Raw genomic sequence first — 21,518 nt, 5'->3', positions numbered from 1 at the left:
TCGCTCTATACTTGATGCGTTTTGAGCACTTCGCCGGCATAGAATCTGCGCGAAGTGCTATCGAATTAATAGTGCTGGTCTTGTGAGCCAAGCAGAGCGATCAAGCCGCGCAGCGTCTCGACCTGCGCTGGTTTGAGATCAGAGAGAGGCGGGCGCACTGGGCCAGCGCTGTGGCCGGCAATCGTCGCACCCGCTTTCACGATGCTCACGGCATAGCCTTCGCCTTGGTTGCGCAGCGCGATGTAGGGCAAGAAAAATGTTTGTAGTAGTCGATCCGTCGTCGCTTTATCACCATCTCGGTAAGCGTTATAAAACTGCATCGCTGTGCGTGGGATGAAGTTAAACACAGCGGACGAGTAGGTGGGCACGCCAAGCGCGCGGTAAGCATGGCAATACACCTCGGCCGTGGGCAAGCCACCCAGATAAGCAAAGCGATCGCCTAACGTTTGATAGATGCTCACCATGCGCTCGATATCTCCGAGGCCATCTTTGAAGCCGATCAGATTGGGGCAGGTGTCCGCGAGGATTTGCAATGAGGTAGCAGTGAGCTTGCATGCACCACGGTTGTAGATGATCACGCCTAGCTTCACGCTGCGGCACACGGCCTGCACATGCGCGATCAAGCCTTCTTGGCTGGCTTCCGTCAAATAGTGTGGCAGCAGCAATATGCCTTGTGCGCCTGCAGCTTCAGCCGCCTGCGCGTATTGAATGGCCAAACGTGTTGCACCGCCCGCGCCTGCCACGATGGGGACGCGGCCTTTGCAGGTTTGCGCGGCGACTTTGATCACTTCAGTGAACTCCACAGGCTCTAGGGAGAAGAATTCACCTGTGCCACCAGCTGCAAACAAGACCGTCGCGCCATAGGGCATGAGCCATTCCAAGCGCTGTGCATAGCCGCGTGCGTTGAATTGATGATCGGCATCAAAATCAGTGAGCGGGAAGGAGAGCAGGCCAGTTTGCAGCGCTGTTTTGAGATCTTGGGGATGCATGAATTCTCCAGAAAATCGTTCGAATAGGTATGTCATCATACAACCTATCTAGGAAAAACCCAAAAAATTTGCAATAGTGAGCCGGCATCAGCGCCCGACAAAGAGCCAGCTCAAGCTGACCAGGGTGAGAAAACTCAACCGCCCGATTGGAGAGATTCAGCAGCTTGTCGGCGACGTTCGCGGCTGTTACCAAGATGAATGCGCATGGCTGCTCTGGCGCTTTCGCTGTCTTGTTGCGCGATCGCTTGATAGATGCTCTCGTGCTCCAAATGAATGGTGCGCAGATAGGCTTGGCGCTGCTCGGAGAGTTGGGTGGCAGGCAGTTTAGCTCGGGGGATTTGGCCTGAACCCAGAGATTCAAAAAGTTGGGAGAAGTGATTGTTTTGTGTGGCGCGTGCTAATTCTGCATGGAAGGCGTAATCCGCTTCCACACCATCGCCACCCAGCGAAATGGCTTGAGAGAATTGATCCAAAAAAGCACGCATCTTGCTCAAATTCTCCTCAGTGCGGCGCATGGCGGCCAGCGCTGCAGCTTCGGTTTCCAAGCCGATGCGAAGCTCCAGCAAGCCAACGATCTCGCGCAGTGTTTTGAGCTGCTCTGGGTTGACCTTGAAGCCTGCATCACTGCCTTGCTTTTGCACAAAGCTGCCGATGCCATGGCGCGTGACGATCAGCCCCGTGGTCTGTAGCCGAGAGATCGCATCGCGCACCACGGTGCGGCTCACGCCAAACTCATCAATGATCTCTGCCTCAGTGGGCAGGCGCGAGCCAAGTGCGTATGTGCCCGAGCGAATCCGCGCGGTCAGGGCATCGACCAAATCAAGCGCTAAGCTGCGAGTTTTGCGCAATGTGCGGGTGAGTTCATGAACGGACGAAACACTGGAATTCGGCATTGCTACGGGTTTGCACTAGTTAAGAAATAAGATTCTGTTTTAGAATAAGTTGTATGACCTCTAACAACTCTGATTCTATTCTCCCTAGCTCTGCCTCGAAAGTCAAGCGATTGCTGTTGACAGGGGCGGCGGGTGGCTTGGGCCGGGTTTTGCGCGAGAGTTTGATGCCATTTGCGCAGAGCATGAGGCTTTCGGATCTGAAAGAGTTGGATGCTTTGAAAGCGCATGAAGAATCTGTGGTTTGCGATTTGGCAGATAAAGCTGCTGTGGATGAATTGGTCAAAGGCTGTGATGCCATCGTTCACATGGGCGGGCTTTCTACTGAACACTCTTTTGAGCAAATCTTGGAAGCGAATATCAAAGGCGTGTTTCATCTCTACGAAGGCGCGAGACGGCATGGCGTGAAGCGCATCGTGTTTGCAAGCTCTAACCATGTGATTGGTTTTCACAAGCAGGGTGAGGTGATTGATGCGAATTGTGCCAAGCGGCCTGATGGCTACTACGGCTTGTCTAAATCTTTCGGCGAAGACCTCTCCCGTTTTTACTTTGATCGCTATGGCATCGAAACGGCTTGCCTTCGCATTGGTTCCTCATTTCCAGAAGCCAAAGATCGTCGTATGCTCATTACTTGGCTGAGCTACCGAGATTTGACGGAGTTGATTCGCTGCTGCCTCTTTGCCCCCAAGCTCGGCCACGCGATTGTGTATGGCGCATCAGACAACCGCGATAAGTGGTGGGACAACAGCCAAGCCGCGCATCTGGGCTTCAAGCCGCAAGACAACTCTGAGCGTTTCCGTGCGAAGGCGGAAAGCGTGCCGCCTTTAGCAGAAGATGATCCGGTGCGCATTTATCAAGGCGGCGCTTTCGTCAAAGCGGGTCCGTTCGAGACTCTCTGAAAAAACCATGCAAACAGAGCTTCTTGTCGATGCAAAAAATGCTGTGGGCGAGAGCCCGCTCTGGCATGCCACAGAGCAGGCCTTGTATTGGGTGGATATTCCTGCCAAAGCATTGCACCAATTGAAGCCGGGGCTGGGCGTGAAAACCTGGCATGCGAGTGAGATGATCGGCTGCATTGCTATGCATGCCTCTGGTGGATTCATCGCAGGCATGGAAAGCGGTGTGTTCCATCTCCAGCCTCAAGCAAATGGCAGTATGTATGAGGCCAAGCTTGCAAGTATTGAGCATGCCGCGCAAGGCATGCGTTTCAACGATGGTCGCTGTGACAGGCAAGGGCGTTTTCTTGCGGGCACGATGCTGATGAATATGCCAGATAGCCGGCAAGAGGGCTGCGTGGTGTGCTATGAAAATAAGAGCGATTTAAGACCCATGATGCGTGGCCTGTTCACGCCCAATGGCATGGCTTTCAGCCCCGATGGGCAAACCATGTATCTGAGCGATTCGCATCCCAATTCTCAACTGATCTGGGCCTTTGATTACGATACCGCCAGCGGCACACCATTCAACCAGCGCGTATTTGTAGACATGACGCATCTGCCTGGCCGGCCAGACGGTGCAGCCTTAGACACCGATGGCTGCTACTGGATCTGCGGCAATGATGCTGGCCTGGTTCATCGCTTTACACCAGATGGCAAGCTGGATCAATCGCTCGCAGTGCCCGTCAAGAAGCCCAGCATGTGCTCATTTGGCGGCGCAGACATGAAAACCCTGTATGTCACATCCATTCGCCCCGCTAATATGGATTTATCAGACCAGCACTTAGCTGGCGGCGTATTTGCTTTGCGCCCTGGTGCGCAAGGTATTCCAGAGCCCGTTTTTCAACCCGCCTTGCTTTAACCCTAGGAGACAAACCATGAAGTTCATTCCCACCTTGATTGCGGCCACTGTGGCATTGCTAAGCATGTCTGCACAAGCTGTTGAATTCAAATCATCAGACGTGCACAATTCGGACGACTATCCGACAGTCACATCCGTGCGCTTCATGAGTGACGAGCTGAAAAAACTCTCTGGCGGCAAACACTCCGTGAAAGTCTTCAACAAGGGCGCTTTAGGCTCTGAGAAAGAGACGATTGATCAGGTGAAGATTGGCGCGTTGGATATGACGCGCGTGAACATCAGCCCGATGAACTCCATCTGCGCCAAGACGAATATTCCTGTGCTCCCTTTCTTGTTTCGCTCGGTGGATCATTTGCACAAAGTGCTTGATGGCCCAGTGGGTGACGAGATTGCCAAAGACTGCGAAGCCCAAGGCTTCATCGTCTTGGCCTACTACGACTCAGGCTCACGCTCGATCTACAGCAAGAAAGCCGTGAGAACTGTGGCTGACACCAAAGGCATGAAGATCCGCGTGCAGCAGTCTGACCTTTGGGTGGCTGTGACTGCCGCAATGGGTGCGAACCCTACGCCGATGCCGATTGCTGAAGTCGTTACCGCGCTACGAACGGGTTTGGTCGATGCTGCAGAAAACAACTACCCGTCCTATGGCTCAGGCTTCCGTCATTTCGAAGTGGCTAAGTTTTACAACAAGACCGAACACTCCATGGCGCCTGAAGTGTTGCTCTTCTCAAAAATAGTGTGGGACAAATTACCCAAAGCAGAGCAAGACATGGTGCGCGCTGCAGCCAAGGCTTCTGTGGATTTCAACCGCAAGGCATGGGCTGCTTACGAGAAGAAAGAGTTTGACATGGTCAAAGCAGCAGGAACGGAGATCGTCGAAGTCGATAAAAAATCCTTCCAAGACGTGATGGCCCCGGTGTATGACCGATTTGCCAATACGCCTGATCTCAAGCGCTTGGTCAAAGCTGTGCAAGACACACGCTAAGTTGAAGCCACCAGCACCTCGGCAAAGAGTTGAGGTTTGGGCTGAGGTGCTGTTTGTTTTTCTGGGAGCCATTCATGTACACCCGCTTCTGTGCTGCGCTGTCTAAGCTGAGCTTGATGATCGCTGTCGTCGGCCTCATCGTGCTGATTGCTTGCGTGCAATACCAAGTGATCGGGCGCTATATCCTCAATGACACGCCCACTTGGGCCGAAGCGCTGGCCTTACTGCTCGTGCTCTACATCACTGCGCTTGGCGTGGCTGTGGGCGTGCGCGATGCGGGGCATATTGGCATGGATTCCATCATCGTCTTGTTGCCAGAGTGGATGCGGCTCAAACTGGAAATCTTGATTCATATCTTGGTCGGCACCTTTGGCGCACTCATGGCCTACAACGGCTACAAATGGACGACGCTCAAATGGAATGATCAAAAACCTATGTTGGCGATTCCCTCTGGCATGGATTATTTGCCCTTAGTGATCGCGGGAGTGTTGATTGTGCTGTTTTGTATTGAGCATGTAATCGCTCTGCTGCAGGGCAAGGAAGTGGTGCCAGCATGGAGTTGACTGTTCTTGGCGTGAGTTTCGCGCTGCTCTTGCTGATTGGCGTACCAGTGGCATTTGCCATTGGCTTGGCCTCGGTACTCACGATCGTAGTGGCGGGGCTGCCGGTTGCGGTGGTCTTCCAAAAAATGGTGGGGGGTATGCAAATCTTCTCCTTCCTCGCCATTCCATTTTTCATTTTTGCGGGTGAGCTGATGCTGCACGGCGGTGTGGCGCAGCGCATCGTGCGCTTTGCCAACAGCTTGGTCGGGCATGTGCGCGGCGGGTTGGGCATGTCCAACGTGGTGGGCTGCACCATCTTTGGCGGCGTGGCAGGCTCGCCGGTGGCTGATGTGTCGGCCATGGGCTCGGTGATGATTCCCTTGATGAAAAAAGAGGGCTATGACACCGACTATGCGGTGAACGTCACGACCCATGCCTCTTTGGTCGGTGCGCTCATGCCCACAAGTCACAATTTGATTCTCTACACTTTGGCCACGGCAGGCTTAGCCTCAGTGAACGTGCTCAACATGATCTTGGCCTGCATCATCCCGGCGGTGATTCTCACAGTGATGAATCTCTTGGCGGCCTATGGCGTGGCCATCAAGCGCGGCTATCCCACGCGTGGCGCATTTGCGGGCTGGGGCGAGGTGGGCAGTAGCTTTATTGCTGCGCTGCCTGGCATGCTGGTGGTGGTCATTATCTTGGTGGGCATTTTGTCTGGCGTGTTCACGGCCACAGAGTCTGCTGCCACGGCTGTGCTCTGGGCTTTGCTGGTCACGATCCTCGTTTACCGCTCTCTGTCTTGGCGCGATTTCATTGCCTCATGCGCCAAGGCTTGCAAAACTACCGGCGTGGTGCTGTTTCTGATCGGTATCTCAGCTGCCTTCGCCTACTTCCTCGCGCTGTATGAAGTGCCTCAGCGCACAGGCGATCTGATGAGCTCCATCACGCAAAACCCTTGGCTGATTTTCTTGATGGTCAATGTGTTGCTGTTCGTCTTGGGCACGTTTTTGGATATGGCACCTACGCTGCTGATCTGCACGCCCATCTTCTTGCCGATTTGCCAAAAGTTTGGCATGGATCCGAGTCAGTTCGGCGTGATGATTTTGCTGAACTGTGCGCTCGGTCTGAACACACCACCCGTAGGCACGACGCAGTTTGTAGGTTGTGCCATTGGGCGAATATCAGTGAGCGAAGTGATGCGCTCAATCTGGCCTTTCTATGGGGCATTATTGGCCTGTTTGATGCTGGTCACTTATGTACCCGCATTTTCGCTTTGGCTGCCAAATATGATCTTGGCCAAATAATTTTTATTTCATGAATCAAGCTGTTGAATCAAGTCACGTCTCCTACAAAAGCGTGATACAAGAAACCGCTCAAGACGCAGGTGATCGCATTGCACATATCGCTTTGCAATTGACGATCCTTCCACTTGCGACACCCGTGAGCGATGCGAAGGTGCTCACCGGGCGGCAAAAGCCGATGACGGAGATTGCCTTCATCTTCTGCGAGATTACCACGCGCGATGGTCACCAAGGCATGGGCTTTGGCTACAGCAAGCGGGCAGGCGGCCCTGGCCTCTACGCACATGCGAAAGAGATTGCTCCGAATTTGATTAGCGAAGACCCGAACGACATCGCCCGTTTGTGGACGAAGCTCATGTGGGCAGGCGCGAGCATGGGGCGCAGCGGCATGACGAGCCAAGCGATTTCGCCTTTTGATATTGCGCTATGGGATATGAAGGCCAAGCGCGCAAATCTGCCGCTGGCTAAGCTCTTGGGCAGTCATCGAGAGAGTGTTCAGTGCTACAACACCTCCGGCGGCTTCTTCAGCACGCCGCTGGATCAGGTTTTGAAGAATGTTGAAGTCTCTCGTGAGAGCGGCATTGGCGGCATCAAGCTCAAAGTGGGGCATCCAGATTTGAAAGTGGATATTGAGCGCGTGAGCAGCGTGCGCAAGTTGCTCGGCGATGGTTTCCCGCTGATGGTGGATGCGAATCAGCAATGGGATCGCTTGAAGGCCGTGCGTGCCTGCCGCGCTTTGGAAGAATACGATCTCACTTGGATCGAAGAGCCGCTGGATGCGATGGATTTTGAAGGCCACGGCGAGCTGGCGCAACGCTTTGATGCACCGATAGCCACGGGTGAAATGCTCACCAGCTTCAACGAGCATGTGCAATTGATCGAAGCCGGCACAGATTTCATTCAACCTGACGCACCTCGCGTGGGCGGCATCACGCCCTTCTTGCAGATCATGCAGTTAGCTGACCTCAAAGGCCGAATGATCGCTCCGCATTTCTCGATGGAAATCCATCTACCTCTGGTGGCCGCCTATGCCCGCGAAGGATGGCTAGAGCATTTCGAATGGCTCACGCCACTTTTCAATGAGCAACTCACTTTGAAAGATGGCCGTATGTGGCTGCCTTCGCGACCTGGTTTAGGTTTTACATTGAGTGAACAGGCGCAGGCTTGGACGCGTGAGCGGTTTGAAGTAGGTAAGAAGCCTTAACGCTCTTTATTTGATAGCACTCTGCGCAGTTTATTTGCCGGCGAAGTGCTTGTTGCACTCATAATTCTCAACTCGCGACAAGCTACGCGATGTGCGCCTGCGCCTAGAGCAGGGACGCCTTCGACGCAGCATCTGCAGTAGTCGCTTTCAAAGGCTGCAAAAACAACTCACTGCGCTCAAACACGTTTTTGCTAAAGCGCAATGCGCTTTAGCTTTGAAATCTCAATGCTTGTTAATGCAAAATAAAACATACATGTATCGTATATATTTCGTATAATTATCATCATGGGCATCGTAAAAATTTCAGATCAAATGCATGAGAACCTTCGTGTGGCGGGAAATGCCCTCAGCAGGTCCATCAATGCGCAGGCAGAGCACTGGATGCGTATCGGTATGCTGACCGAGATGCATCCAGATTTAGACTATCGGGAAATCTGCCAATTGCTGATACAAGCCGAACTCTCGGGTGGACTGGATATCATCGGAGCGGCCACAGGTCAGCTTGTAAAGTCTAGGGCTGCTTCTGCTGGGAAGCATTGATGGCGCAGGGCATTATCATCAAATCCGCAGATGAGATAGCCATGTCGCGACGGGCTGGCCAGCTTGCGGCCGAGGTTCTGAGCATGATCGCGCCGCATGTTGTACCAGACGTGAGTACTGATGCGCTAGACAAAATCTGCAACCACTACATCGTTAATGTCCAAGGTGCCACGCCTGCCAATGTGGGCTATCTTGACTACCCCAAAACCATCCTTACCTCTGTCAATCAAGTGGTGTGCCATGGCATTCCTTCGCCAGACAAGATTCTCAAAAATGGCGATATCGTTAATATTGATGTCGCAGTCATAAAGGATGGTTGGTTCGGTGACACTGGCCGCATGTACTTCGTTGGAGAGCCTAGTATGTTGGCGCGGCGCTTGGTTGAGACCACGTACGAGGCGATGTTGGCTGGAATTCACCAAGTCAAGCCTGGAGCGACTCTCGGTGATATTGGCCATGCAATCCAGTCGGTTGCTCACAGAGAACGTTTTAGTGTGGTGCGCGATTATTGTGGGCACGGCATTGGACAGGTTTACCACGAAGACCTTCAAGTGCTGCACTATGGGCTGCGCGGCCATGGGCTCAAGCTGGAAGCAGGTATGATTTTTACGATCGAACCGATGCTAAATGCAGGTAGACGCGAGACGAAGCAGTTGGCTGATGGGTGGACAGTCGTGACGAAGGACAGTTCCTTGTCTGCTCAATGGGAACACATGGTGGCTGTGACGCCTTCTGGTTATGAAGTGCTCACGGCTTGGCCTGAAGGTACGGGTGGGTACACGCCAGTTTAACGATTGGCGCGCATCGTTTCTAGATACAATTGCTATATATTTAATAGCGCCCTGCACATTAAATACGCCGCAGACATGCCATTTTTACTTCAAAAAGACGTAAAAAAACCCGGCGAACCGGGTTTTTTCTTGGAAGTAAGAGGGCTTACTTCTTAGCGGGTGCAGCTGCCTTAGCATCCTTGGCAGGAGCAGCCTTGGCATCTTTACCGGCTGGGGCTTTTGCATCAGCAGCAGGAGCGGCAGCGGCTGGCGCTTCTTCTTCTGCGGCGATGGCCACAACGGACACGATCACTGGGTTGACCTTGCCGTGTGTCACAACCTTCACGCCTTTTGGCAAAGTAAGATCGTTCACGTGCAGGCTGGAGCCTTTCTTGAGGCCAGACAAATCCACAGCGATGAACTCAGGCAGATCAGCAGGCAAGCAAGACACTTCAACTTCGTTGACGATGTGGTTGACCAAGCAAGCATCGAGCTTGACGGCTTGAGATTCGGCTTCGCCGGAGAAGTGCAGAGGCACTTTCATGGTGAGCTTGGTGTTGGCATCGACGCGCTGGAAGTCAACGTGGGTGACTTGCGGCTTGTAGGGGTGATACTGCACATCGCGCAGCAGCACTTTGGACTCTTTGCCAGCCAATTCCATGTCCAAGATCGTGGCGTGGAAAGCTTCTTTTTTCAGGGCAAACCACAGTGCGTTGTGATCGAGTTCGATCAGCGCGGGGGCAGTGGTGCCACCATAGACGATACCAGGCACTTTGCCTGTGATGCGGAGACGGCGGCTCGCACCCGTGCCCTGCTTAGCGCGCTCAAAAGCGACAAATTTCATAATAACTCTCCAAAAGAAGTGTGCCGCGACCAGCTCACTTCGGATTTAACAACTGCTCTACACACAATGCATAGAGCAGGGCTTTGCAACTTTGAGGCTGTTGCCACCTTTTCTTCCGAAATCAGAACAGATCGCTCTGATCCGAGAACAAACTCATCACCGACTCACCATGCGCAATGCGCTGAATCGTCTCTGCAAATAATGGGGCAACGCTCACTTGGCGGATGCGGCCACATGCGCGGGCGGCTTCAGCCAAAGGAATCGTGTTGGTGATCACCACTTCATCGAGCGCTGTGCCTTTGGCAATGCGATCAATCGCAGGGCCGCTGAAGACGGGGTGAGTGCAATACGCGTAGACTTTTTTCGCGCCGCGCTCTTTGAGCACTTCGGCTGCTTTCACCAAGGTGCCAGCGGTGTCGATCATGTCGTCCATGATCACGCAATTGCGGCCTTCGATTTCGCCGATGACGTGCATCACTTCGGACACATTGGCCTTCGGGCGACGCTTATCAATAATCGCCAAATCGCAGCCGAGCTGCTTAGCAAGCGCACGGGCTCGCACCACGCCACCCACATCGGGCGAAACAACGATCAAATCATCGTAGTTCTTGTTACGCAGATCGCCGAGCAGAGTAGGCGAGGCATAAATGTTATCCACGGGGATATCAAAGAAGCCTTGAATCTGATCGGCATGCAAATCCATCGTGAGTACGCGGGAGACGCCCACAGTTTGCAGCAAATTGGCCACAACCTTCGCGCTGATAGGCACGCGGCTGGAGCGTGGGCGGCGATCTTGGCGGGCGTAGCCGAAATACGGGATAACGGCGCTGATGCGTTCAGCCGATGCGCGCTTCAATGCATCCACCATGATCAGCAATTCCATCAAATTTTCATTGGTGGGCGCGCATGTGGATTGCACGATAAACACATCGCGTGCACGCACGTTTTCTGTGATTTCAACCGTGACTTCGCCATCTGAGAAACGGCCGACCGTGGCACCGCCGAGCTTGATGCCCAGATGCGCGGCAATTTCCTGCGCCATGACAGGATTGGCATTGCCGGTGAAAACCATGAAGTCGGGATGTTGCTGGGTCATGTCAGTGCGGTGCGAGAGCCGTATGAATGGTTGTAGGTGACTTGCAGCTGAAAAATTTGGCAGGGGAAGAAGGATTCGAACCTTCGCATGTCGGAATCAAAATCCGATGCCTTAACCAACTTGGCGACTCCCCTGCACTGGACAACACATTGCTGTGTCAACCGAAAAACGTGCAGTGTTTGCTAATCTTCTAAGAGCTTCATCACAGGATGAATACTTAGCGTCTTACAAACTCTCTGCTGCCAGCTTGGCGGGATCACACTTGTATCCGGTTGGAAACCAACGGGACAGGGCGCAAATACCGCGCTGCCAGAGCCTGTCATGCGGGGTTTTAAACCTTGCTTTTCGAGGATGGCAAGTGCTTGGTTCACTTGCGGCTCGATCAGCTCGCCAACAGTCTGGAGATCGTTACAACCGAAGTCGTAAGGATTTACAGCAAAGACCAAGATTATAGCATGAGCCGTATCGCGCTTGAGAGCCGGGTGACTAAAAATGGCGGGGGTGGGCAGGCCGTTTTCGGGTTTGATGACGAGGAAATGCTGGTCTGGATGGAGCATGCCATCGGGCAGAGGCTCAATTTTCTCGCCAATGCCGCTCACCCAAGCGTTACGACCTCGCAGGAAAAAGGGCACATCAGCACCGAGCGTCAAACCGATTTGCTCCAATCTTGCCAGCGGCAGACCAAGATTCCACAAGCGATTGAGGCCAAGCAAACAAGTAGCCGCATCGGATGAGCCGCCTCCCATGCCGGCTTGCGCTGGAATGCGCTTTTCAAGCTGGATGTGCGCACCCCATTGGCAGCCAGTGGCGCTTTGCAACGCGCGAGCGGCGCGGGTGCACAGGTCATCTGGCGGAAGCGATGCACCAGCGCTGGGCAATAGGTCTTCCCGCGAAATCTGACCGTCTTCTCTCAGTTCAAGGTGAATCGTGTCCTGCCAATCGATGAGCTGAAAAACGGATTCGATCAAATGGTAGCCATCAGCGCGACGGCCCGTGATGTGGAGAAACAGATTGAGCTTGGCGGGCGCGGGGAGGTTGCGAAGCTCCTTCAAAACAGACTTCATATTGAACTGATCTTTATTTCCGTTCGCCCTGAGCTTGTCCAAGGGCTGCCAAGGGCTTCGACTGGCTCAGCCCGAATGGTTTTTGTAAAAGCAAACCTTATTTGCAAATGCATCATGGCTTCTCCAGCGCGATGCGCAATACGGCAGGCGTGGGGGTGGCGCGGCGCGCCATGATGCGGCCGTTGGCATGGGCTGAGAGATCAACTTGCCATTCCCCGCTGCTCACTGGCGCATCTTTGCCCTGCAACCAAGCAAACAGTTGCTCCAATGAAAGGGATGCTCCTGTGGCTTGCTGAATCAAATCTTGTGCGTTGGCAAAAAGTTGCCGCTGGCTACCGCGAATGATCATGGCGTTATCGGGCTGCCAGCGCAGCTGCATCACGATTTGACCAAGCGGCGTGAGCAGATCGAGCTCACCGATGTTGGCATTGCCGCGCAGCTCGAAACTACCGGAAAACGATTGCTGCAGTTCATTGGAGGTCGCAGTAGGTTCAATCACCAGGCTTAAGCGACCTGAATAGCTTTGCGAATCTGTTGCTGCGGTGTTTTTAGAGTCTTTTAGGCCATTCGCCGGCGTATTTGTTGCGCAACCAGCTATAGAAATAATAGTGAATACCAGACCACTTGCTGCAAAGAAACGACGCTTCATATCTGGATTAAAGCCTCACACGCAAGCGCTTGAGTGTCTCAACCAGCACTTCGTCTTCTTTGTCCAGCAGCATGCATTCTTTGAAGATGGCCGTGGCGCGATCACGCTGGCCGCTGACCCACAGCACTTCAGCCAAATGTGCGCCGATTTCAGCATTGGGATAGGCCTTATAGGCTTTTTCGAGCAGGGCAATGGCTTCTTTCAAATTGCCCATGCGAAATTCCACCCAGCCCAAGCTATCGGTAATCGCTGGGTCGCCAGGGGCGAGTTCGATGGCTTTTTGCAGCAGAGTTTTGGCTTCTGGCAGGCGAACATTGCGATCTGCAAACGAATAACCTAGAGCGTTGTAGGCGTAGGCGTAGTCAGGCTTGACTTCGATGGCGCGGCGCATCAAGCGCTCCATCTCGCCATAGCGTTTGAGTTTTTCTGCAGCGCTGGCTTGCTGATAGATGAGCTCATGATCTTGTGGGTTGCGCTCCACGGCTTGGGCAAGCAGGTCGTAGGTGGCTTGATGCTCTTTGTTGTCGCGCAGGAGCTGGGCTTCGGAGAGAATTTTTTGGCGACGGTCTGCTGCGCCATCTGCGCCTGCGCGTTCTGGCAACTTGCGGATGAGCTCGCGCGCTTCGGCGAGCTTGCCTTGTTTGGCGAGCATAGAGGCGCGACGGTTTTGTGTGCTCACCAAGGCTTGCGGGCTGTCTATCTTGGCAAGCCAGCTTTCGGCCAGAGAGAAATCTTTGCGCTTCTCAGCAATTTGCGCGAGCGAGAGATAGGCTTGCGTGAGGCCGCGTTGTTTTTCTTCCGAATTGCGCTGGGGCGTAGCCAGCTCGATGTATTTCTTGAACGATGCATCGGCGTTGTCTATTTTGTTGTCTTGCAACTCGAGCGAGCCTTGCAGTGCCCAAGCTTCGGCCATATCGGGCTTGTCTTTGGTCAAGCGCTGCACCTGGGCGCTGGCTTCGCCTGAGCGCTGCGCATCAAGCAGGGCACGCACATAGCCCAAGCGCACTTCGGGGATGGCTTCTGCATTCTCAAGATACTTGCGCACAATGGGCTCGGCATTGGGCTGCTTGGGGTCCATCAATTCGAGCGCGAGCAGGGCGGGGCCAATGGCTTTGGCGTCTGCGGCTTGCGCGCGAGTGGCGGCATCGATGGCGCCCGTGGCATCCGCAGCGGCCAGGCGAGTGCGGCCCACCGCGGTCCAGCTGGCAGAGGCTGTCGCCGTGTTGCCGATGAATTCTGCGAGCGCTTGCTCCACCAATGTAGCCGCGGCTTTCTTGTCTGTCACGCGGGCATACAGGCGCGGGATTTGCGAGATGGCGCTGCTGCGCTCAGCGGCTGGCGTGAGCTGGATTTGTGTACGCAAGGGCTCAGCCGTCTCAGGCAGGCGATTGAGCGCGAGCAACACTTGCAGCACTTGCAAATTTGCATCGCGAGACTGGGGTTGTGCGCTTTTCCACGCGCGGGCTGCGGCAAGCGCAGGATCGCCTGCGCGGTTTGAAATGGCCAGCTCAACGGCTCTTTGATAGAGCGAGGCGTCGTTCGTGCGGCGTGCGGCATCCAAGATGAAGGAATAGCTGTTGCCCGCTGATCCGCCCAAGCCGGGGATGGCATTCAATTCGCCCAGGAGGAGCTGGTAAAACAGCTCGCCATCCATGTTGGAGTTGGCAATGGTTTCAGTTGCTGCAGGGGTGGAAGCTGCCGGGCGCGCTGGCGTGCGCTGCTGGGCTGTGGCCGCTTGCGTGCTGAGGGCAAGAGCAAGGGCTGTGAAGACCAGCTTGGATGATGTGTTGAAGGGCATGAGGGCATGATAATCGAAGCTTGTTTCTAGTTCCTAATGAAGAGATAAATGCCTGAATTACCAGAAGTTGAAGTCACGCGCCTTTCATTTGCGAGCCGGATCGCAGGCGCGCGTGTGCTGGATGCGCATGTGGGTAAGCCCCTGCGCTGGCCGTTTGGCGTGGGGCTGCATGGCGGGGCGCCAGAGGCTGTGGATGCTTTAACTGGCGCTGTGGTGCAAGCTGTGCGCAGGCGGGGCAAGTATTTGCTGATCGATACTTTGAAAAACGCCAAGCCGGGCTTGCTGATCATTCATCTGGGCATGTCGGGCTCACTGCTGTTTTCGCCTCGTTTGCCTGCGGCGGGCAAGCATGATCATTTCAGCTTGCTCACTTCACAGGGCGAACTGCGCTTGAACGACCCGCGCCGCTTCGGGGCGGTGATCTTTGCGTATTCAGAAGCCGATGCGTGGCCACGCAAGCTGCTGGGCGGCTTGGGTGTGGAGCCTCTGACGGATGATTTTTTGCCTCAGCCTTTTCATGCTGCATGTAAGCAGCGCAGCGCGCCAATCAAGCAAGTGCTGCTGGCGGGCGATATCGTGGTGGGTGTGGGCAACATCTATGCCTCAGAAGCACTTTTTCTTGCGGGCATTCGGCCTACATTGTCTGCGGCTCAATTGAGCAAGCCGCGTGCATACAAGCTTCATCATGCGGTGAGGCAAGTGCTGCAAGCCGCTTTGACAAAAGGTGGCAGCACCTTGCGCGATTTCTCCAGCGCCACGGGTGAGGGCGGCTATTTTCAGCTGGAAGCGAATGTGTATGGCCGTGAGGGCGAGCCATGCCGCGTGTGCGCCCAGCCCATCAAAATGATCCGTCAGGGGCAGAGAAGCACGTTTTATTGCTCAAACTGCCAGAAGTAGCTTTGTGAAAGCTCGCCACAGATGACCCGCCCCATCGAATTCTCGCTCTTTGACACTTCGATGGGTTTTTGCGGCATCGCTTGGGGTTGGAAGGGCATCTTGTGTGTTCAGCTTCCGGAAACAAACGGCGTGGAAAAGACCCGCGCTCGCTTGATGAGACTATTCCCGCAATCTAACGAGGCACCGCCACCTGTGCACGTGCATGAGGCCATCGTTCGCATCACGGCTTTGCTCAGCGGTCAGCATGACAATCTGCAAGACATTGCGCTGGACATGTCTGGGGTGCCAGCATTCCACCAAAAGGTTTACCGAATCACCCGTGCCATTCCTCCTGGCCAAACCCTGACCTATGGCCAAATCGCCAGCCAATTGGGCGAGCCAGGCGCTGCTCGGGCGGTGGGGCAGGCGCTGGGGCGCAACCCATTTGCTCCCGTGGTGCCGTGCCATCGCGTACTGGCCGCCGGAAAGCATTTCGGTGGCTTCTCAGCCAGTGGCGGTGTGGCCAGCAAGATCCGCTTGCTGCAAATTGAAGGTGCTCAATGTGTAGCGGGGGCGGTTGCGCAGCAAAATTTGTTCGATACCGACACAGTCTCGAAATAAGCTAAGCTCCTTTTACTGTGCTAACGAAAACACTGCTTCGATCCGACGTTATGCGGGTGGTGGATTACCGCTGCAGTGCAAGCCCTGGGCAAAAGCCATTTACCGAGATGCATTCGGGCTACTCCATCTCGTATGTGCGCAAAGGTAGTTTTGGCTACAACTCACGCGGCGTATCGCATGAGCTGGTCGCAGGATCGGTTTTGCTGGGCTATCCGCAAGATGAGTTCATGTGCACGCATGATCACCATGTATGTGGAGATGAGTGCCTTGCCTTCCATCTATCTCCCGGTTTTGTGGATCTGATTGAGAATGATCGCAGGCTGTGGCAGACGGGCAGCCTGCCACCCCTGCCGGAGTTGATGGTGTTGGGCGAGTTGGCTCAGGCGGCGGCCGATGGGCGCAGCGATATCGGTTTGGATGAGGCGGGAATATGGCTTGCTGCGCGCATGGCGCAGGTGGCATCGCCCCGAAAATCCAATGCTTCAATCACCACATCCCAGGAGCGCAAACGCGCCGTGGAGGCTGCGATGTGGATTCACACCCACTCTCATGAAAACCTTGCGCTGAAGCATGTGGCGCGACAGGTGGGGCTGAGTGCTTTTCATTTTCTGCGCATGTTTTCACGCGTCATTGGCGTGACACCGCATCAATATTTGGTGCGATCAAGGCTGGCGCGTGCCGCGCGGCTGCTTGCGCAAGATGAGCAAACCGTGACTCATATTGCGCTCGATGTTGGCTTTGCAGACCTGAGCAATTTCGTGCGCACCTTTGGCCGCGCTGCAGGTATTTCGCCCCAAGCGTTTCGCAGGCTGCGCCCTGCAGACCGCAAGATTTTCCAAGACCGCATTTCAGCGATGCTCGATGATGCCCGCTTGATCAACTCATTCAGCAGGAAACCATCATGTACGACCACATCGGCATCCGCGTCAAAGATTTCGCATCGAGCCAGCAGTTCTACAAAGCTCTCCTAGCCACTCTCGGCCATGTGCCGGGTTATCAAGATGCAAGCCAAGCAGGCTTCGGGCCGCCCGATGCGCCAGCGTTTTGGCTCTATCCCTCATCCACAGCCAAGGCCAATGGCTGCCATATCGCATTTCGCGCATCCAGCCATGAGCAAGTCGATGCTTTTTACAAGGCGGGTCTGAAAGCCGGCGCTCGTGACAACGGCGCGCCAGGGCTGCGACTAGACTACAGCCCGACCTACTATGCAGCTTATTTGCTCGATCCCGATGGCAATAATGTGGAAGCCGTATGCCCTTGATGTGCTTGATAGGGCCGGGTGCAAAATGGACGGTCTGTGAGTTTTGCAGTCAGCCATGATCATTGAGGCCCTTCTTGACAACTTACAAAACAAAAGCGCTTGATGCAAGCACTTGGCCAGATTTTGCGCGCTTAGTCGAAGCGAATAACGGCGTATGGGGCGGGTGCTGGTGCATGTGGTATCACCCCAAGGGGGAGAGCCCAGATGACTCGGCAGCCTCCAAGCGCAAGGCCAAGGAGCGTCTGGTTCGGGAAGGTCGCGCCCATGCTGCCCTTGTCTATGACGGTGCTCAATGCGTGGGCTGGTGTCAGTTCGGATCGCCGCAAGAACTCCCGCAAATCCACAACCAGCGCGCCTACTTTGCCATCCAGCCCGAACTGCCTGCTTGGCGCATCACCTGCTTTTTTTCTGGCAAAGGCTATCGCGGCAAGGGCGTGGCCGCTGCTGCACTGGCGGGTGCACTTGAACAAATCAAAGAGCTGGGTGGCGGGCGAGTTGAAGGGTACCCGGAAGACATCGAAGGCAGAAAGGCGTCGCCAGCCTTTCTGTTTAATGGAGCGCTATCGACTTTCGAAAGTCTTGGATTTAAGCGTGAGAGGCTGATTGGAAAGCACAAATGGGTCGTGACCCGAACAGTTTCATGACGATTTATTTCTTAACAAACTCACCTCAAGGCGCTTGCTCACCACCCAAGGGTTTATTGATCGTAAACGCAAAGACCAATCTCAGCCATCAACGATTTGATGCTTGTCTCTGCAGCTCTAGTTGCAGTCAGGCCATCACAATGCACCGCCAAATGAGGAGGGTGCTGGTTTGATTGCACAGCTTGCCAAAAGTAGTTTTATAGACCAAATTGAGCTTTTGACGATATAGGATCTGCGCAGAGTGCTATTGAATTAGTAGTATTTTTACAAGCTTTTGTGAGGTGTTGACAGCATACCAATTGGTATGTAAACTGCATTTCATACCATTTAGTATGAAATTAATGTCCACCCAGCCATGAGTACCACTGCGCCAGATTCCCCAGAGCTTGCCACCGCGCCGCGCACACAGGCGCGCGCCATGCTCACGCGCACAAACCTGCTCAACGCCGCGCTCAAAGTGATCCGCACCAAGGGCTACAGCGCCACCACAGTGGACGATATCTGCGCTGCAGCCGGCGTGACCAAGGGCAGCTTCTTCCACCACTTTGCCAACAAAGAGGAACTCGCTGTGGAGGCTGCGAAATATTGGGGTGAAGTTACAGGCGGTTTGTTTGCCAGCGCGCCTTACCAAGAAGTGCAAGACCCGCGAGAGCGCATCTTGGCCTACATCGATTTCCGCGCGCAAATCGTGGAGGGCGATTTGGCCGATGTGACCTGCCTGCTCGGCACCATGGTGCAAGAGACGTATGACAGCCACCCTGCTATCCGCGCCGCCTGCCGCGAAGGCATCGAAAGCCACGCGCGTACCCTCGTGCCCATGATCGCGCAGGCGAAGGCTTTGTATGCGCCGTCTGCGGATTGGAGTGCGGAGAATTTAGCGCTCTACACGCAGGCTTCGCTGCAAGGCGCCTTCATCTTGGCCAAGGCGCAGGGCGACTCGAAGATTGCCGCGTCATTCATCGCGCATTTACGCAACTATGTGCAAGGCCTGCTCACGCCAGTAGCCACCCTAAGCACGCAAAAGCTCGACACCTATGTGGATGGCTATGTCATCGCTGTGCCGCTGGCTAACAAAGAGGCATATATCCGCCATGTGCAAGACAACATTCTCGTCTTCAAACAATACGGCGCGCTGCGCGTGACAGAGTGCTGGGCGGATGATGTGCCCAGCGCCAGAGGAGGTCGCATCAATTCATACGACCATGCGGTGCAACTGCAAGAAGGCGAAGCCGTCGTCTTTTCATGGATCGAATGGCCCTTCAAAGCCATGCGCGATGCCGCTTGGCCACTCATCCTGCGCGATCCGCGCATGAGCCCCGAAGCCAACCCCATGCCTTTTGACATGAAGCGCATGTTGCGTGGGGGCTTTCAAGCCATTGTGAATGGTTGACAAGACACTTGCTCAGGAGATATCGCCATGACACGAGTTCGAGTTGAAAGCTTCACCATCTCACTTGATGGATACGGAGCAGGACCAAATCAGGATCTGAAGAATCCGCTCGGCGTAGGCGGGACAGACTTGCATCAGTGGTTATTCCCAACGGATGCGCTACAGAAGAGCTTGTTCGGCAAAAATGGCGGAACGACGGGTGTTGACAATGACTTCGCTGCACGTGGCTTCAAGAATGTGGGCGCTTGGATTCTCGGACGAAACATGTTCGCGCCGAATCGTGGCCCTTGGCTCGATATGAGCTGGAAAGGCTGGTGGGGCGATAACCCGCCTTATCACGTGCCAACCTTCATCTTGACGCATCACCCGCGCGAATCGATCGAGATGGAAGGCGGCACAACATTCCACTTCGTCACGGGCGGCATTCACGAAGCGCTTGAGCTTGCGCGTCAAGCTGCGGGTGGGAAGGATGTGCGCATCGGTGGGGGAGTCAACACCATCCAGCAATACCTGCGAGCAGGCCTGATCGACGAGCTCCATATTGCCATTTCGCCGGTTTTGCTCGGCAGTGGTGAGCGCCTTTTCGATGGCGTGGATATGCCAGCCTTGGGCTACACATGCGTTGAATTTGTGGGATCAGAGAAAGCGACCCATGTTGTGTTCAGGCGGCAGGGTCAGTGACTCACAAACGATTTTTAGTCATTGAAGTTTTATCAGGAGCACATCATGATCAAAATCAGCCTCATCATCCTCGCCGTGGCGATACTTACCGTGTTAGCCTATGCGGCCAGCAAGCCCGACGCGTACACCGTCACGCGCAGCGAGCGCATCAACGCGCCGGAAGACAAGCTGCATGCCATCATCAACACGCCGCGCGAGTTTGAAAAGTGGAGCCCTTATTCGCCGAAAGACCCGCAGATGACGAATACCTACAGCGGGCCAGCGAGCGGCGTGGGTGCGCGCAATGATTTTGTGGGGAACAGCCAAGTGGGCCAAGGTTCGGTGGAGATCATTCGCAGCACAGCGCCGAGCGAGGTGGCGATGAGGCTCACCATGATCAAACCCTTCGCCGCGCAAAACGAAGTGGTCTACAGCCTCAAACCACAAGCGGGCAGCACGGAAGTGACTTGGGCGATGCATACCAAGCAACCGTATTTCGCAAAAGTCATCGGTGTCTTTATCAATATGGACAAGATGATTGGCGGTGACTTTGCTGTGGGTTTAAGCAAGCTCAAAGTGTTGGCTGAGAAAGCTTAAAGAGGGAAACAATCATGCATTCAGAAATTTACGTCAACCTGCCCATCAAAGATTTACCGCGCTCGCGCAAGTTTTTTGAGGGCATGGGCTATTCATTCAATCCACAGTTCAGCAACGATGTGGCAGCAGCCCTCGTGTTGGGTGAGAACTTATTTGCCATGCTGCTCACCGAGCCTTTCTTTGCGGGCTTTGTGGATAAACCGATTGGCGATGCACACAAGACGGTGCAATCGCTGATTGCGCTGCCCTGCGAGTCGCGCGCGAGGGTTGATGAGCTGGTCAAGCTCGCCGTGGCAGGCGGCGCGACGACGCCTAAACCGCCCGTCGATCATGGCTTCATGTATCAACATGGCTTTCATGATCTCGATGGCCATGTGTGGGAAGTGTTTTGGATGGGCGAGATGCCTCAAGCCTGATTTTTAGGCGAAATCAGCACTTTGCCCGCATGAAATATGCGCAGAGTGCTCACTTTTTAGGAGTCAATCATGACAGGAACTGTTCAACTTCATCGCGTGTTCACCAGCACGCCCGAGAAAATCTGGCGTGCGTTCACTCAGCCCGATGCGTGGGCTCGCTGGCTGCCGCCCAATGGCATGACGGCGCATGTGTACGCGATGGATGTCAAAGTCGGCGGCACATACCGCATGTCATTCACCAACTTCACCACGCAAGGCGAAGTGTTTTTCGGTGGGAAATATTTGGAGCTGGTTGAGAACGAAACTATTCGCTACACCACCAGTTTTGAAGACCCGAATCTCCCCGGCGAGATGACCATGCGCGTAAAAATCCAAGCCGTGAGCGTGGGGGTGGAAATTCACATCACGCAAAGCGGTATTCCCGAGATGATTCCACCCGAGGCTTGCTATCTCGGCTGGCAAGAAGGACTGCGGCATTTGGCGCGGCTGGTCGAGCCGAATATTCCGGGTTGAACGAATGTGCTGTTGATTTTTAAACAAAATCAGCATCTCACCGACATGGAATCTGCGCAAGATGCTAT

At 54.6% G+C, this 21,518-nt stretch carries 25 protein-coding genes and 1 tRNA gene; 18 read left to right on the top strand and 8 right to left on the bottom strand.

Annotation, left to right across the window (positions count from 1 at the left end):
* Positions 1-65: 65 nt before the first annotated feature.
* A complete protein-coding gene (gene kdgD, locus KIH26_RS09600) occupies positions 66-989 on the bottom strand; it encodes a 5-dehydro-4-deoxyglucarate dehydratase (RefSeq protein WP_213444368.1) in 924 nt (307 codons plus the stop codon).
* Between the two features lie 134 nt (positions 990-1,123).
* Positions 1,124-1,882 (bottom strand): FadR/GntR family transcriptional regulator, encoded by a 759-nt coding sequence (locus tag KIH26_RS09595; RefSeq protein WP_213444366.1) that lies wholly within the window; start codon positions 1,880-1,882, stop codon positions 1,124-1,126.
* Positions 1,883-1,935: 53 nt separating this feature from the next.
* Between KIH26_RS09595 and KIH26_RS09590 the strand changes: the two genes are divergently transcribed.
* The 8 genes from KIH26_RS09590 to map all read left to right on the top strand — a co-directional run bounded on the left by KIH26_RS09590 (position 1,936) and on the right by map (position 9,042).
* The gene (locus tag KIH26_RS09590) at positions 1,936-2,778 is read left to right on the top strand and encodes an NAD-dependent epimerase/dehydratase family protein (protein WP_213444364.1); all 843 of its coding nucleotides are present in this window, start codon (positions 1,936-1,938) and stop codon (positions 2,776-2,778) included.
* Between the two features lie 7 nt (positions 2,779-2,785).
* The gene (locus KIH26_RS09585; protein ID WP_213444362.1) at positions 2,786-3,676 is read left to right on the top strand and encodes an SMP-30/gluconolactonase/LRE family protein; all 891 of its coding nucleotides are present in this window, start codon (positions 2,786-2,788) and stop codon (positions 3,674-3,676) included.
* A gap of 16 nt (positions 3,677-3,692) precedes the next feature.
* Positions 3,693-4,661, top strand: a complete 969-nt coding sequence (locus KIH26_RS09580) for a TRAP transporter substrate-binding protein (RefSeq protein WP_213444360.1) — start codon at positions 3,693-3,695, stop codon at positions 4,659-4,661.
* 74 nt (positions 4,662-4,735) lie between these two features.
* The gene (locus KIH26_RS09575) at positions 4,736-5,224 is read left to right on the top strand and encodes a TRAP transporter small permease (RefSeq protein WP_213444358.1); all 489 of its coding nucleotides are present in this window, start codon (positions 4,736-4,738) and stop codon (positions 5,222-5,224) included.
* Positions 5,215-6,510: a TRAP transporter large permease gene (locus tag KIH26_RS09570; protein WP_213444356.1), complete on the top strand. Its 1,296-nt coding sequence runs from the start codon at positions 5,215-5,217 to the stop codon at positions 6,508-6,510. The genes KIH26_RS09575 and KIH26_RS09570 overlap by 10 nt, the downstream gene beginning before the upstream one ends.
* 10 nt (positions 6,511-6,520) lie before the next feature.
* Positions 6,521-7,711: an L-talarate/galactarate dehydratase gene (locus KIH26_RS09565; RefSeq protein ID WP_213444354.1), complete on the top strand. Its 1,191-nt coding sequence runs from the start codon at positions 6,521-6,523 to the stop codon at positions 7,709-7,711.
* Positions 7,712-7,996: 285 nt separating this feature from the next.
* Positions 7,997-8,251, top strand: a complete 255-nt coding sequence (locus KIH26_RS09560) for a ParD-like family protein (RefSeq protein ID WP_213444352.1) — start codon at positions 7,997-7,999, stop codon at positions 8,249-8,251.
* Positions 8,251-9,042 carry a type I methionyl aminopeptidase gene (gene map / locus KIH26_RS09555; RefSeq protein ID WP_213444350.1) on the top strand — a complete coding sequence of 264 codons (792 nt, stop codon included), beginning with the start codon at positions 8,251-8,253 and terminating at the stop codon, positions 9,040-9,042. The genes KIH26_RS09560 and map overlap by 1 nt, the downstream gene beginning before the upstream one ends.
* 145 nt (positions 9,043-9,187) lie before the next feature.
* Here the strand turns inward: map and KIH26_RS09550 are convergent, their stop codons facing one another.
* The 6 genes from KIH26_RS09550 to KIH26_RS09525 form a co-directional block, all read right to left on the bottom strand.
* The gene (locus tag KIH26_RS09550) at positions 9,188-9,865 is read right to left on the bottom strand and encodes a 50S ribosomal protein L25/general stress protein Ctc (RefSeq protein ID WP_213444348.1); all 678 of its coding nucleotides are present in this window, start codon (positions 9,863-9,865) and stop codon (positions 9,188-9,190) included.
* A gap of 121 nt (positions 9,866-9,986) precedes the next feature.
* Entirely contained in the window at positions 9,987-10,961 is a 975-nt protein-coding gene (locus KIH26_RS09545; RefSeq protein WP_213444346.1) for a ribose-phosphate pyrophosphokinase, read from the bottom strand.
* A gap of 57 nt (positions 10,962-11,018) precedes the next feature.
* A tRNA-Gln gene (locus tag KIH26_RS09540) sits at positions 11,019-11,095 on the bottom strand.
* 48 nt (positions 11,096-11,143) lie between these two features.
* On the bottom strand, positions 11,144-12,013 hold the full coding sequence (gene ispE / locus KIH26_RS09535; protein WP_213444813.1) for a 4-(cytidine 5'-diphospho)-2-C-methyl-D-erythritol kinase: 870 nt from the start codon (positions 12,011-12,013) through the stop codon (positions 11,144-11,146).
* A gap of 124 nt (positions 12,014-12,137) precedes the next feature.
* Positions 12,138-12,674 (bottom strand): lipoprotein insertase outer membrane protein LolB, encoded by a 537-nt coding sequence (locus tag KIH26_RS09530; RefSeq protein WP_213444344.1) that lies wholly within the window; start codon positions 12,672-12,674, stop codon positions 12,138-12,140.
* A 7-nt stretch (positions 12,675-12,681) separates the two neighbouring features.
* Positions 12,682-14,472 carry a tetratricopeptide repeat protein gene (locus KIH26_RS09525; protein ID WP_213444342.1) on the bottom strand — a complete coding sequence of 597 codons (1,791 nt, stop codon included), beginning with the start codon at positions 14,470-14,472 and terminating at the stop codon, positions 12,682-12,684.
* Positions 14,473-14,520: 48 nt separating this feature from the next.
* Here KIH26_RS09525 and mutM point away from each other — a divergent pair, with 48 nt between their 5' ends.
* From mutM to KIH26_RS09470, 10 genes are all read left to right on the top strand, one after another.
* Entirely contained in the window at positions 14,521-15,369 is an 849-nt protein-coding gene (gene mutM / locus KIH26_RS09520) for a bifunctional DNA-formamidopyrimidine glycosylase/DNA-(apurinic or apyrimidinic site) lyase (RefSeq protein WP_213444340.1), read from the top strand.
* A 21-nt stretch (positions 15,370-15,390) separates the two neighbouring features.
* The gene (locus KIH26_RS09515) at positions 15,391-15,969 is read left to right on the top strand and encodes a methylated-DNA--[protein]-cysteine S-methyltransferase (RefSeq protein ID WP_213444338.1); all 579 of its coding nucleotides are present in this window, start codon (positions 15,391-15,393) and stop codon (positions 15,967-15,969) included.
* Positions 15,970-15,986: 17 nt separating this feature from the next.
* On the top strand, positions 15,987-16,940 hold the full coding sequence (locus KIH26_RS09510) for a helix-turn-helix domain-containing protein (RefSeq protein WP_213444336.1): 954 nt from the start codon (positions 15,987-15,989) through the stop codon (positions 16,938-16,940).
* Positions 16,871-17,230, top strand: coding sequence for a VOC family protein (locus KIH26_RS09505; RefSeq protein ID WP_213444334.1), 360 nt, complete (start codon positions 16,871-16,873; stop codon positions 17,228-17,230). The genes KIH26_RS09510 and KIH26_RS09505 overlap by 70 nt, the downstream gene beginning before the upstream one ends.
* 74 nt (positions 17,231-17,304) lie before the next feature.
* Entirely contained in the window at positions 17,305-17,874 is a 570-nt protein-coding gene (locus KIH26_RS09500; protein WP_213444332.1) for a GNAT family N-acetyltransferase, read from the top strand.
* Positions 17,875-18,229: 355 nt separating this feature from the next.
* The gene (locus KIH26_RS17005) at positions 18,230-19,264 is read left to right on the top strand and encodes a DUF1428 family protein (RefSeq protein ID WP_249661020.1); all 1,035 of its coding nucleotides are present in this window, start codon (positions 18,230-18,232) and stop codon (positions 19,262-19,264) included.
* Positions 19,265-19,291: 27 nt separating this feature from the next.
* Complete coding sequence (locus KIH26_RS09485; protein WP_213444330.1) at positions 19,292-19,945, top strand: dihydrofolate reductase family protein; 654 nt, start codon at positions 19,292-19,294, stop codon at positions 19,943-19,945.
* 45 nt (positions 19,946-19,990) lie between these two features.
* Entirely contained in the window at positions 19,991-20,521 is a 531-nt protein-coding gene (locus tag KIH26_RS09480) for an SRPBCC family protein (protein ID WP_213444329.1), read from the top strand.
* 14 nt (positions 20,522-20,535) lie between these two features.
* Positions 20,536-20,937, top strand: a complete 402-nt coding sequence (locus tag KIH26_RS09475) for a VOC family protein (protein WP_213444327.1) — start codon at positions 20,536-20,538, stop codon at positions 20,935-20,937.
* A 69-nt stretch (positions 20,938-21,006) separates the two neighbouring features.
* Entirely contained in the window at positions 21,007-21,450 is a 444-nt protein-coding gene (locus KIH26_RS09470; RefSeq protein ID WP_249661019.1) for an SRPBCC family protein, read from the top strand.
* Positions 21,451-21,518 lie beyond the last annotated feature (68 nt).

Source organism: Variovorax sp. PCZ-1 (assembly GCF_018413605.1).
GTDB lineage: Bacteria > Pseudomonadota > Gammaproteobacteria > Burkholderiales > Burkholderiaceae_C > JANMDU01.
This window is presented reverse-complemented; position numbering and strand designations above follow the sequence as displayed.

Coding starts and splice junctions, on each gene's coding strand:
- KIH26_RS09470 (WP_249661019.1), top strand. CDS start 21,007: ATGACAGGAACTGTTCAACTTCATCGCGTGTTCACCAGCACGCCCGAG.
- KIH26_RS09585 (WP_213444362.1), top strand. CDS start 2,786: ATGCAAACAGAGCTTCTTGTCGATGCAAAAAATGCTGTGGGCGAGAGC.
- KIH26_RS09565 (WP_213444354.1), top strand. CDS start 6,521: ATGAATCAAGCTGTTGAATCAAGTCACGTCTCCTACAAAAGCGTGATA.
- KIH26_RS09505 (WP_213444334.1), top strand. CDS start 16,871: ATGTACGACCACATCGGCATCCGCGTCAAAGATTTCGCATCGAGCCAG.
- KIH26_RS09530 (WP_213444344.1), bottom strand. CDS start 12,674: ATGAAGCGTCGTTTCTTTGCAGCAAGTGGTCTGGTATTCACTATTATT.
- KIH26_RS09515 (WP_213444338.1), top strand. CDS start 15,391: ATGACCCGCCCCATCGAATTCTCGCTCTTTGACACTTCGATGGGTTTT.
- KIH26_RS09570 (WP_213444356.1), top strand. CDS start 5,215: ATGGAGTTGACTGTTCTTGGCGTGAGTTTCGCGCTGCTCTTGCTGATT.
- kdgD (WP_213444368.1), bottom strand. CDS start 989: ATGCATCCCCAAGATCTCAAAACAGCGCTGCAAACTGGCCTGCTCTCC.
- KIH26_RS09550 (WP_213444348.1), bottom strand. CDS start 9,865: ATGAAATTTGTCGCTTTTGAGCGCGCTAAGCAGGGCACGGGTGCGAGC.
- KIH26_RS09560 (WP_213444352.1), top strand. CDS start 7,997: ATGGGCATCGTAAAAATTTCAGATCAAATGCATGAGAACCTTCGTGTG.
- KIH26_RS09525 (WP_213444342.1), bottom strand. CDS start 14,472: ATGCCCTTCAACACATCATCCAAGCTGGTCTTCACAGCCCTTGCTCTT.
- KIH26_RS09575 (WP_213444358.1), top strand. CDS start 4,736: ATGTACACCCGCTTCTGTGCTGCGCTGTCTAAGCTGAGCTTGATGATC.
- KIH26_RS17005 (WP_249661020.1), top strand. CDS start 18,230: ATGAGTACCACTGCGCCAGATTCCCCAGAGCTTGCCACCGCGCCGCGC.
- map (WP_213444350.1), top strand. CDS start 8,251: ATGGCGCAGGGCATTATCATCAAATCCGCAGATGAGATAGCCATGTCG.
- KIH26_RS09590 (WP_213444364.1), top strand. CDS start 1,936: ATGACCTCTAACAACTCTGATTCTATTCTCCCTAGCTCTGCCTCGAAA.
- KIH26_RS09580 (WP_213444360.1), top strand. CDS start 3,693: ATGAAGTTCATTCCCACCTTGATTGCGGCCACTGTGGCATTGCTAAGC.
- KIH26_RS09595 (WP_213444366.1), bottom strand. CDS start 1,882: ATGCCGAATTCCAGTGTTTCGTCCGTTCATGAACTCACCCGCACATTG.
- KIH26_RS09475 (WP_213444327.1), top strand. CDS start 20,536: ATGCATTCAGAAATTTACGTCAACCTGCCCATCAAAGATTTACCGCGC.
- KIH26_RS09545 (WP_213444346.1), bottom strand. CDS start 10,961: ATGACCCAGCAACATCCCGACTTCATGGTTTTCACCGGCAATGCCAAT.
- KIH26_RS09485 (WP_213444330.1), top strand. CDS start 19,292: ATGACACGAGTTCGAGTTGAAAGCTTCACCATCTCACTTGATGGATAC.
- KIH26_RS09480 (WP_213444329.1), top strand. CDS start 19,991: ATGATCAAAATCAGCCTCATCATCCTCGCCGTGGCGATACTTACCGTG.
- mutM (WP_213444340.1), top strand. CDS start 14,521: ATGCCTGAATTACCAGAAGTTGAAGTCACGCGCCTTTCATTTGCGAGC.